General features: G+C 43.4%; 11 protein-coding genes. 9 read left to right on the top strand and 2 right to left on the bottom strand.

From position 1 onward, the window contains the following. The 4 genes from VK541_RS22215 to VK541_RS22200 all read left to right on the top strand — a co-directional run. Positions 1-1,479, top strand: a 1,479-nt coding sequence (locus VK541_RS22215) for an outer membrane beta-barrel family protein (RefSeq protein WP_324372738.1), incomplete at its 5' end; no start/stop codon positions are given. 7 nt (positions 1,480-1,486) lie between these two features. Then, positions 1,487-3,883 carry an outer membrane beta-barrel protein gene (locus VK541_RS22210; protein ID WP_324372736.1) on the top strand — a complete coding sequence of 799 codons (2,397 nt, stop codon included), beginning with the start codon at positions 1,487-1,489 and terminating at the stop codon, positions 3,881-3,883. 21 nt (positions 3,884-3,904) lie between these two features. Then, the gene (locus VK541_RS22205) at positions 3,905-4,459 is read left to right on the top strand and encodes an NUDIX hydrolase (protein ID WP_324372734.1); all 555 of its coding nucleotides are present in this window, start codon (positions 3,905-3,907) and stop codon (positions 4,457-4,459) included. Beyond that, the gene (locus VK541_RS22200; protein WP_324372732.1) at positions 4,456-5,190 is read left to right on the top strand and encodes a lysophospholipid acyltransferase family protein; all 735 of its coding nucleotides are present in this window, start codon (positions 4,456-4,458) and stop codon (positions 5,188-5,190) included. Before VK541_RS22205 ends, VK541_RS22200 begins: the two co-directional genes overlap by 4 nt. Here the strand turns inward: VK541_RS22200 and VK541_RS22195 are convergent. Both VK541_RS22195 and VK541_RS22190 read right to left on the bottom strand, forming a co-directional pair. Next, positions 5,187-5,936: a LytTR family DNA-binding domain-containing protein gene (locus tag VK541_RS22195; RefSeq protein ID WP_324372730.1), complete on the bottom strand. Its 750-nt coding sequence runs from the start codon at positions 5,934-5,936 to the stop codon at positions 5,187-5,189. The genes VK541_RS22200 and VK541_RS22195 overlap by 4 nt on opposite strands. Then, positions 5,933-6,964, bottom strand: a complete 1,032-nt coding sequence (locus VK541_RS22190) for a sensor histidine kinase (protein WP_324372728.1) — start codon at positions 6,962-6,964, stop codon at positions 5,933-5,935. The genes VK541_RS22195 and VK541_RS22190 overlap by 4 nt, the downstream gene beginning before the upstream one ends. A gap of 311 nt (positions 6,965-7,275) precedes the next feature. On the opposite strand from VK541_RS22190, the gene VK541_RS22185 reads away from it, so the two are divergent. The 5 genes from VK541_RS22185 to VK541_RS22165 form a co-directional block, all read left to right on the top strand. Further along, positions 7,276-7,449, top strand: coding sequence for a hypothetical protein (locus VK541_RS22185; RefSeq protein WP_324372727.1), 174 nt, complete (start codon positions 7,276-7,278; stop codon positions 7,447-7,449). Positions 7,450-7,599: 150 nt separating this feature from the next. Next, positions 7,600-9,138 (top strand): M28 family metallopeptidase, encoded by a 1,539-nt coding sequence (locus VK541_RS22180; protein ID WP_324372725.1) that lies wholly within the window; start codon positions 7,600-7,602, stop codon positions 9,136-9,138. Between the two features lie 30 nt (positions 9,139-9,168). Then, positions 9,169-9,990 carry a helix-turn-helix domain-containing protein gene (locus VK541_RS22175; protein WP_324372723.1) on the top strand — a complete coding sequence of 274 codons (822 nt, stop codon included), beginning with the start codon at positions 9,169-9,171 and terminating at the stop codon, positions 9,988-9,990. Between the two features lie 73 nt (positions 9,991-10,063). After that, positions 10,064-10,558, top strand: a complete 495-nt coding sequence (locus VK541_RS22170; RefSeq protein ID WP_324372721.1) for a VOC family protein — start codon at positions 10,064-10,066, stop codon at positions 10,556-10,558. 40 nt (positions 10,559-10,598) lie between these two features. Further along, on the top strand, positions 10,599-11,643 hold a 1,045-nt coding region (locus VK541_RS22165; RefSeq protein WP_324372720.1), incomplete at its 3' end, for an acyltransferase.

Raw genomic sequence — 11,643 nt, 5'->3', positions numbered from 1 at the left:
GGAGGATTTAACATCAGGGACAATGACAGGAATGAGTTTCTTTCGATAGATCAGCTCGATGAGTTTCAAAATCCCGTCAACCTGAGCAGAAGAAATAATGACAACCTGGGTTCCGGCGGCAGCTATGACCTCAACCTGGATTTCAGTCAGAAGTTCAAAAAGCCAAAAGAAGAGCTGACGTTCAATTTCAGTTTCTCTGAAGGGAACAATGACAATTACCAGACCTACAATACCGATGTTTATAACATTGACGGGCAGTCTGTCAATTCATTCCCGAGTATCCAGCGCAATGACGGATCCGGATTTAACAGGAATTACAACATACAGACAGACTATACCCTGCCGGTTGGCAAATCAGGAAAGATTGAAGCCGGCTACCGCAGTCAGATCCGTTTTTCGGAAAACAGCACCTATGCTGACCAATTGGACAACCTGAGCGGCGATTATTTTGTGAACCTTGCCCTGACCAATGAGTTTAACAACAAAGACCAGGTGCATGCCCTTTATATCAACTTCCAGAATCAGGTTAAAAATTTCGGATATCAGTTTGGTTTAAGAGCAGAAGACGCTACACTGGACACAAAACTGGGAACCTATGATGCATTTGGAAACTTGTCCTATATACCGGGAAAAGTCGCTTATAAAAGATTATACCCAAGTGTGTTTCTTACACAGAAATTTAAAGGGGAGCAGCAACTGCAGCTGAGCTACAGCCGCCGTGTAAACCGCCCGCGCGGCTGGGATACCAATCCCTTTCTGGATGTATCTGATCCGCTCAACTACCGCCGCGGCAACCCCAACCTGAGACCGGAAGATGTACATGCATTTGAGCTCAGTTACAGCAAATTCTGGTCAAAAGTAACCCTGACTTCCAGTGTCTATATGCGTCAGACCAACGACGTAATCCAGAGAGTAAGAACCGACCCCGATGCAGAAGGCATTACCATCACTACTCCTCAAAATCTCACCAGGAACTATTCGAGCGGCATTGAGCTGATCAGCCGTGTAGATGTGGCCAAATCCTGGAACTTTACCGCCAATGTGAACCTGTACCAAAGCAAGATCATAGGAGTGCCGGCATTTGGAGTGGTTGAAAATTCCGGTTTCAGCTGGAATGCCAACCTGACCAATAATATTGTTTTGCCCTATAACATCACCCTGCAGCTGAAAGGCGATTACCGTGCTCCTGAAGTGATGGCACAAGGTAAAAGGAATGCAATGTACGCGATTGATGCCGGTGCCAAATATGATTTCAAAAACAAAAAATCATCCTTAAGCCTGAATATCAGAGATGTGTTCAACACCAGGAACTGGAGCATGACCACCAATACAAATAGCACCACTATCGATTTTAAACGCAGGATGCAGGGAACTATGGCCAATCTGACCTATAGTTACCGGTTCGGCAAAAATGACTTTGGCTTTAAAAAGAAAAGACCTGAACAACCGGAAAGCCGCGGTGACGAAGAACAATTTTAAATACTAAATGAAACGCTTTATTGTTGCGCTTACTCTCCTGACCTTTACCGCCAATGCTTTTGCATTGGACAAGGGCACCATATCTGGTAAGGTTGTGGAACAGGTGGGGGCATTGCCTATTCCGGCTGCCATTGTCCAGATTTACCAGGCTGGTTCAGAACAGCCACTGATCACCTCCAGGACTGATGACGATGGTTTCTTTAGGATCAGCAATTTAAAATACAGTGTCTATTCCATCAAGGTAAGCTATATAGGATTCGTTCCCCTCGCTGTGAATGACATCATACTTACCGAGAAGGCGCCGGAGAAAAGACTTGGTTCCCTGAAGCTGGCCGCAGATCAAACCAGTTTGAATGAAGTTACGGTGACCGCTGAAAAGCCACTCGTTCAGTTTGCTGCAGACATGATGACCTATAACGTGGAAAAATCGATCATGGCCGAAGGCAGTACTGCATCTGATATCTTAAAGAATGTACCGATGGTAGAAGTGGATCTTGATGGTAATGCTACGATATCCGGAAAGCGGAATACCCGGATCTTTATTGACGGCAAACCTTCCGATTACATGACTTCAAATATCGCTGACCTTTTGAGTGTATTGCCATCTGATGCCATTGAGAAGATCGAAGTAATGACCAATCCGCCCGCAAAATATTCCGGAGATGGTGAGGGCATTATCAACATTGTCATGAAAAAGAATTTTAAGATCGGCCTTGGCGGAAATGCAGGCACTACGGTTGGCCTGCAGGGGAACACCAATATGAATACCAACGCGTCCTACAAAGGAAAGACCTATTCTGTAAACGGCGGGGCGGCTTACCAGTATAAGATCCGTAAGAATACCAATCAGAATTATCGTGACAATTTCTTTCCGGACACTTCCTTTTATTACAACAATTTTAACGACAACAGGAATGCGCTGGATGGTGGAAACTACCGGGCTAATTTTGACTGGAGTATTACAAAAAAACAGAATTTAAAGATCTCCACAAATTTTAACAACAACGGCAACAGCAACAACACAGGCGCTTTTAACCATTACCTGGATGAAGAGCGGATTGAACGCAACTTAAGGAACCAGCTCAGTCTGGGAACTGTCAAAAGCAGGAATTTCGTATTTGATTCTGATTATGAACTCAATATCGACACCAACGGAGGTCAGCTTTCTATGGGCTTAACCTATAGTGAAGACAACAACATCAACAAAAGGTCGATGAACAGGACATTTGTTCCGGCCAATAAAAATCCGCAGCTACAGGACAATTACAATGGGATTAACAATGATGGTCTGACTTTCAAGCTGGATTTTGCAAAGCCTGTATTTAAAAAGAGGGACAACATAGAAGCTGGCGTAAGTTACAATTACAGGAACAACGACAACGACCAGCACATCCAAAATTACGATTTTGACACCCAGCAATATATTGTCAATGACAAGCTCAGTAACCAGTTCCTGTATAAAGAAGATATTTTTGCCGCCTATACTGCTTATAACCTAAGGGGGAAAAACTGGGGAGTGAAGGCTGGACTGAGGGGAGAAGTAACTGCAGTTAAATTTGACCTTTCCAGCGGAGAAAAGTACAACATTGACCCGTATTTGAATTTATTTCCCAGTTTGTCTGTAAATAAAAGCTTCAGGCAGCGGTATAACCTCATGGCCTCCTATAGCGTCAGGGTGAACAGGCCAAGAGAAAACTCATTAAACCCCCAGATCAACAACAATGATCCGCTAAATATAAACTATGGCAATCCGGATCTTTTACCTGAGCTGACCCAGCAAATGGACATGGCCTTCAGTGTTTACGGCAAACGATGGTCCTTCGTTCCGAGACTTGCTTATTCCCGTCGCCAGGCAGTAATAGAAAGGTATAAAACCGTGCTTCAAACCGGTGTCGGAGAAACCACATACGATAACGTAGCATCAAACAGTGAATTTGGCCTCTTCTTAAACGGAAACTACCGTCCTTATAAAACCATTTCCACCAATACCAATGTCAGCTTCAGCCAGGCCACTTATAAATCCATACTGAACAATTCCCTGAGCAGAACCGGTAAAAACATCAGGGGCAGTTTCGGGATGTCTATGGAGCTTCCATTTAAAACTGCTTTTGAAGGCAATATCAACTACTACAATAACATTTCGGCACAAGGCAGGAATAAGGGCTCGATCACTACATGGATGGGTGCCAGAAAAGTCTTTTTAAAAAATAAGCTGAATGCACGCATCAGCATCACAGATCCTTTTGGAAAAAGTAACAATTACTCGTTAAATGAGGGCATCAATTTCAGGTCTGAAAACTTCTACACGAGCAATTCCAGCAATGTAACCCTGAGTTTAAACTACCGTTTTACCCGGATCACCAAGACCAAACCAATTCCTCCACCCCCGACTCCAAAACTTTAGCATAATTTGTATATTGGCGCTATGGAAGAGATCAATCCCTGGATAACTATCGAGAGCCACAAGATCTATGAAAATAACTGGATTGGATTAACTGAACATCAGGTCATTAATCCGTCAGGTGGAAAAGGGATCTATGGCGAGGTCCATTTTAAAAACTATGCAATTGGCATTTTGCCTCTGGACGAAGAACACAATACATGGCTGGTTGGGCAATATAGGTTCCCTTTAAAAGCCTATAGCTGGGAAATACCCGAGGGCGGCGGCCCGCTGGAGTCTGATCCGCTGGAAAGTGCGAAGCGCGAACTGGAGGAAGAAACAGGCCTGACCGCCACTGAATGGATAGAAATTCAGAGAATGCACCTCTCGAATTCTGTGAGCAACGAACTGGCGATCATCTATATCGCCAAGGGATTAATTCAGGGCGAGGCCGCTCCGGAAGAAACAGAAGAACTAAGCGTACGCAAGCTCCCTTTTGAAGAAGCTTATCAAATGGTGGTCAATGGACAGATCACAGACAGTATGAGCGTAGCTGCGCTGTTGAGAGCCAAAATACTGTTACAGGAGGGCCATTTATGAATAAGTTTCTAGGGTATGTCTTTAGCCCGCTGTTTTATTTTTTCTTCTTTTTGACCCTCATCATCTTCCAGCCAATACAGTGGCTGTGCTACAGGCTTGGAGGCTACAAAGCACACAAAACAGCTGTCGACATGCTCAATTTCTTTCTCACTTACTGTGACGTTTTTCTCGGCTCCTCGGTTAGCTTTATCAATCATCAAAACCTTCCCGAAAACAGGTCAATTATATTTATTGCCAATCACCAGAGCATGTACGACATCCCCGCCCTGATCTGGTTTTTAAGAAAGTATCATGTGAAGTTCATTTCCAAGATTGAGCTGACCAAAGGCATCCCATCCATCTCGTTCAACCTGAAATATGGCGGCGGGGCCAATATCGACAGAAAAGACAGCAAACAGGCGGTATCAGAGATCATTAAACTTGGCCGGAGAATGAAGGAACATACCTGGTCCACTATGATCTTTCCGGAAGGAACACGGTCCAAAGACGGACGTCTGAAGCCCTTCCAGGTAGGCGGCATCGCTACATTGCTCAAGGTTGTGCCCGATGCTTTGATCGTGCCGGTAGCGATTGAAAACTCCTGGAAGATCGTACAATACGGCAGCTTTCCGCTGAGTTTCGGAGAAAGGTTAAAATGGACGGTACTTGACCCGATAGAACCAGCAGGAAGAAATGCTGAAGAAGTCTCTGCCGCAGCGGAAAATGCAATCAGGACACAGCTGAAACTCTAAATATTCTTGTTATCAATATGCTTAAAGAACTCATCCCTGTAGGTATCTCCTATCGGAATGATCTTGCCGCAGATCGAAATCCTGCTGCGTTCTATGCTCTCGATCTTATCCAGTGAAATGATATAAGATTTATGCACGCGGATAAATTGCCCGGCAGGAAGGGTCTCTTCCATTTTCTTCATGTTTTGCAGGGTAATCACACGCTCGGCCTTAGTATAAATGGAAATGTAGTCTTTAAGCCCTTCAATATATAAGATGTCATCCAGCTCTATTTTCTGGATCTTGTGTTCAGTCTTCACAAAGATAAAATCCTGCACGACATGGTTAGCCGCAGAAAACGGTGACGAAGTAACCACCGGCTGAGGAGCTGCAACCGGCTCAGTTGTTTTTATCAGGTTATTTACCTTCTCTACCGCTTTGTAAAAACGGTCAAAGGCAATGGGTTTCAGTAAATAGTCAGAAACATTGAGGTCGTAACTTTCCAAAGCATACTGAGAGTAGGCTGTGGTCAATATATAATGCGCCTTGGAATTGGCAATTTTCAAAAACTGTATCCCGGTAAGCTCCGGCATCTGGATGTCCAAAAACACAAGATCAATACCGCCGGCCTGCACCAGTTGTAAAGCCTCAATTGCATTTTCTGTTCTTTTAACCAGTTCCAGAAAGGGAACCTTCGAAACATAATCTTCAATAATGTCCAGCGCTAAAGGTTCATCGTCAACTGCAATACATCTTAACTTTGTCATATATCAAGCATTAATTCACTGGTATAATGGGTAGCCGAATTTACAATATTTAATTTATACCTGTCGGGATAAAGCAATTGCAAACGGCGCTCCACATTGTTTAAGCCTACCCCGCCCATCTCATCTTTATTGTATTTATTCTTTTTATTGGTGATACTGAAATGCAGTATCTTCTGATTAGCAATGATGTTTATTTTGATGGGATTGCTGGGGTCATTAGCCACTCCGTGTTTAAAAGCATTTTCAACAAAGGAGATCAATATCAATGGCACGATCTGCTGATCATCTATTTCACCATTCATTGTAAACTCAACAGCAGCACCATTTTTAAACCGCAGTTTTTGCAATTCTATGAAGCTTTGCACATATTCTATTTCCTTGCTTAAAGACACCCAGCGGTCATTGCTCTCATAGATCATGTACCGCATGATTTCCGAAAGCTTTAATATGGCATCCGCCGTCTTATCTGATTTTTGATAGGCCAGCGAATAAATATTGTTCAGGGAGTTGAACAGAAAATGAGGATTCAGCTGTGATTTCAGAAATTGCAGCTCCATTTCTTTACGCTCCATTTCCAGGTTTCGCTGTACACGTTCATTACCAAACCAGTCGATCGCAAATTTCGGCAGCGCGCTTACTACAACAAAAAAACCGGAAAAGAACAGGGATTCCGCCGCATACCTGGCTATCGAACTGTACTCCAGCGTTCCTTTTTCGCTGGTATAAGACAAAATGACCTCAGGATTCAAACTCGCAGCGACGGTCTTGATGATACACATGACCACTATTAAAAGCATGATAGATACAATATAAAGGCCGTATCTTTTCTGCTCCTTGACCAGCAGTGGTATCAGTAAAGTATAATTGATGTAAAAGATGGAGATATTGACCAGCCCGGAATATCCATAGATGATGGCCAGTTCCTGCAAACTGAAAGACCGCCTGTTGAAAATCACCTGTATAGTTAAGATGAGGCCAATAAGCAACCAAAAAATAACATGGACAATAAAAGGCCTCTTATTCTTCATTCCAATTAATATTCATCTATCCAAAATAAAATAATCCAGCCATTCCGGGACCTTACATTCGACGAACTGGCATTTTTCTTCTACCAAACCGACAAATAAAACAATCAATTACAAAACTATCGTTTTTAGGCGTTTATCTAGAATAATATACGCTTGGTCTAAAAGATTTTAGCAGGTTTTTTTTTATGATTCTATTTGTTTCATCAAACCGAGCGTAGCGAGCTCTTGAGAACAAAAAACACAATAATACCGGAAAAACAGAATCAATTATGAAATCGTCAACCTTAACGCTTAAAACAAAATATACAATCATGAAAAAGTTAACCAATGTATCGCCATTTTTATTACTGCTGGTTCCTGTCTTTGTAATGATGTTGTTGACATTCGCCACCAGCAATACAAATAATCAGAATGAAGAAGTTGCCATGAAATCGTCGCCTTCCAAAGTCACCGTCTCAAAGGTAACCAGCCTGTTTACAAAATAAAAAGCGGACCAGCTTCAAGGAAGTGGTACTGATACTCATCAAAGAAAGTTTAGTTTTAGTTAATAGTTAAGATTTGGCAGGAGGATTCCTGCCATTTTTATTTAACTGATATTTAGCGTAAATTCCGCTTTGAAGACCAACCCAAATCACATGATAAAAATTTCTACCCTAATTGTCCTCCTCTTCGGATTGGGTCTGCCGCTTGCAGCCCAGGACAAAGCAGACCTGCAAGCCGTTCAAAGAATTCGGAAAGAAGGCCTGGATCATTCCAGGGTAATGGATATTGCATTTCAAATCACAGATGTCGCCGGCCCGAGACTTTCCAACTCACCCGGCCTAAAAAGGGCACAGGACTGGGCGATGAAGCAGTTCACTGAATGGGGATTGAAAAATGTGCAGCTCGAATCATGGGGAAAATTTGGTAAAGGCTGGCAGGTTGACAAGTATTATGCGGCCACAACCGTCCCTTACTATCATCCCATTATCGCATCACCAAAAGCCTGGACCCCTGGAACCAACGGATTGATCAGGTCTGAAGTGATCCTCATTAAGGCCGATACAGTTACCGACCTCGATAAATATAAAGGCAAACTGTCGGGAAAAATTGTAATGTTTGACCAGATGACACTGCAGCCCCTCCAAAATACTTATAAACCTGATGCAGTCAGGCATACCGACTCTGCCTTAAATAAAATGGACCAGGCCACCACCGAAACCCAAAGACCCCGTCCTGCCGGCGATAACAATATGCGGGCGCAAATGATGAAGATAAGAGCTGTACGTGCAGCCATCAGTGCCATGCTTACAGAAGAAAAAGCAGGACTGATCCTGACTTATGCACGGGGCAGCTATGGCACATTCTTTACCAGCAACGGCGCCTCCTATGCATTGGACGCCAAACCCGTGTCTCCCGAACTCGAAGTATCCGCAGAAGATTTTCTGCACATCTTAAGGCTGCTGCGGGCCGGTCAGAAGGTAGAGATAGAAGCTGAAATTAAGACTTCCTTCTATGACCAGGATCCCAACGGCTACAATGTGATTGCTGAAATTCCCGGAACAGATAAAGAACTCAGAGATGAAGTCGTAATGATCGGGGGTCACTATGACTCCTGGCATTCAGCGACCGGCGCTACAGACAACGCCGCGGGAGCTGCCGTGATGATGGAAGTAATGCGCATCCTTAAGACCATAGATTTTAAACCAAAAAGGACGATAAGAATAGTCTTATGGAGCGGAGAAGAACAAGGCATATATGGCTCCCGGGGATATGTTGCCAAACACTTTGGTGATCCAAAGACAAAGGAAAACGAAAAAGTGAGCGCCTACTACAACCTCGACAATGGTACAGGTACGGTCAGGGGTATTTATTTGCAGGGCAATGAAGCAGCACGTCCTATTTTCAAAGAATGGCTAGGCCCCTTCAATGATCTCGGTGCCGGGACCATTACCATAAACAATACAGGCGGAACCGACCACCTCTCTTTTGACGCCGCCGGGATTCCCGGGTTCCAGTTTATCCAGGACCCTATGGACTACAACACACGCACTCATCATTCAAATCAGGATACCTACGACAGACTGGTTGAAGATGACCTCAAAAAATCCGCCACTATCATTGCCTCATTTGTCTACCATACTTCCGAAAGGGAAAAACAAATCCCAAAAAAGCCACTGGTTAAGACAAACTAATGCCAGTTGCATACAAACGACGTCCGATCAATGAACTATCAAACATTTCAATCGCATCCAGACTTAGAATCCCTGGTTAAATGTTACTGGACTCTGGAAGTCCCTGCTGAAACTAATGCACAAAGACAACGCATCGTACCTGATGGCTGCATTGAAATGATATTCATTCTGGGTGATGACATAAAACGGTATACTTCCGAAAATGAATTTATCGTGCAGCCTCGCGCAATAGTAGTTGGACAAATTACAGAGCCATTTATAATTGAACCAACAGGTTACGTTCACTGTTTTGCAGCTCGCTTTTACCCTTTTGGCTTTGCAAACTTCGTAACAAGACCCATAAAAGATCTGGCAAACAAAGAAACGCCAATAGAACAGCTATTCGGAGAAAAAACTGCCAGAGAATTGGCACAAAAAATCATTCAGGCGACGCACACCAAAGCGCGAATAGAAATCGTAGAAAATTTTCTTTTGGGGAAGTTTAAAAACAAAAGAACCATTGACAGCGTCGTGAAACTAACCGTTGATACAATGCTGGAAACAAAAGGCAACACTTCAATAAATAGCATACTTAAAGAAGACTTAACTAAAAGAAGGCAACTGGAAAGGAAATTTGTGAACCAAATAGGCATTAGTCCAAAACAACTAAGCAAGGTTATCCGGCTACAGGCCGCCTTAAAGCTATTGCTTAACCAGCAATCCGAAAGTCTGACTCAAATTGCTTACGAAAGTGAGTATTACGACCAGGCACATTTTAACAGGGACTTTAAGGAATTTACGGGAATAAATCCCAAAGATTTTTTACAGAATGATAAGATGCTGCTGTCTTCTGTTTTTTACACAGAAGATTAATCTGTCGCGTTTGTACAATTTTATCCTTAGCCGGTATAGTAATTTTGTATTGTCAATCTTAAACAGAAAGGAAATGAAAAAGACAATACTAGTTGCAATGCTTTTCACGGGCATTGGATTTACGGCTTGCAGGAATGCACCCAACGCCAACTCACAAACAGAAAAAGCAAACAAAACTGCAAATCAAACCAAGAATAACATGAAAAATTTAGCTTCAATAATAGAAATTCCTGTTACCGACCTGTCAAGAGCAATTGCATTTTATCAGACAATTTTAGAGGTCAGCATTGAAGAGATGGAAATGGACGGTGTACAAATGGGCGTATTGCCAAGCGACGGAGAAACGGTGAATGTTGTACTCGCAAAAGGCAACGACTACAAGCCTGCAACAGATGGTGCAGTTGTTTACCTGAATGCAGGAAACGATTTACAATCAGCATTGGATAAAATAGAACAAAACGGAGGAAAGATAATTGTACCGAAAACAATCATTAGCCCTGAAATGGGATACTTCGCATTATTTATCGACACCGAGGGAAACAAATTAGGGCTGCATTCTAAAAATTAGGGATATTTTAGATAATTTACCCGAATTGGATACACACTAAATGGATACGAACAAACCCTCCGCGACAATTCTGCAAACAAAACAGCATTTCAACATTCTTGACGGATTAAGAGGCGTCGCCGCCCTGGCTGTTGTAATCTTTCATTTTATGGAATGGGTTTACACCGATGCCAGCAAGAACTTTATCGGGCACGGCTTTTTAGCTGTCGATTTTTTCTTCTGTCTTTCGGGATTTGTGATCGGATACGCCTATGACGATCGTATCGCAAAAATGGGCGTTTTCGAATTTTTTAAATCGAGGATCATCAGGCTGCACCCGCTGGTTATAGCAGGCTCGGTGTTAGGCCTGCTGGTATTTTTGTTCGACCCGTTTGGCGGCCATCCCGAATTGTACAGCACTGCTAAGATCATCCTGGCATTTTTTTGTTCGCTGCTGCTTATCCCCTTGCCTGTAATAGAGGACCGTGGATTTAACCTGTTCAGCTTCAATGCGCCATCCTGGTCTTTATTCTGGGAGTATATCGCCAATATCGTTTACGCATTTGTACTTTATAAGATCAGACGCAGCTACCTGCTGCTGCTCACCATAATCTCGGCGCTGGCAATTTGCTGGGTAGCTTACCGTTCCGACAATTTACTGGGCGGCTGGAGCGGCCCGACTTTTTGGGACGGAGGCGCCCGGATATCGTATTCCTTTCTGGCAGGGCTGCTGATTTACCGTTCCAACTGGATCATCAAAAACAGGCTGGGATTTGCCGGCATAGCCATATTATTGTTCCTGGCCTTTATCATCCCATTCTCCAAATGGAACTGGATCTCTGAACCTTTAATAGTGCTGTTTTACTTTCCTCTGCTGATCGCTTTGGGCGCAGGGGCCACGCTAAGCCCTGGCTTAAAAAAGGTTTGCATATTTTCGGGGCAGATCTCTTACCCCTTATACATGACGCATTATGCTGTGTTATGGATGTTTGGTAATTATTACACCAGTCATAAGCCGGACGCTATGCAACTGACTTTCATCATCATAGCCGGGCTAATCCTGCTGGTTGGGGCAGCGTACTTAGTAATGATAATTTACGATACCC

This window comes from Pedobacter sp., from assembly GCF_035317785.1.
GTDB lineage: Bacteria > Bacteroidota > Bacteroidia > Sphingobacteriales > Sphingobacteriaceae > Pedobacter.
The sequence above is the reverse complement of the archived record's forward strand: the minus strand, read 5'-3'. Positions and strand labels throughout refer to the sequence as shown.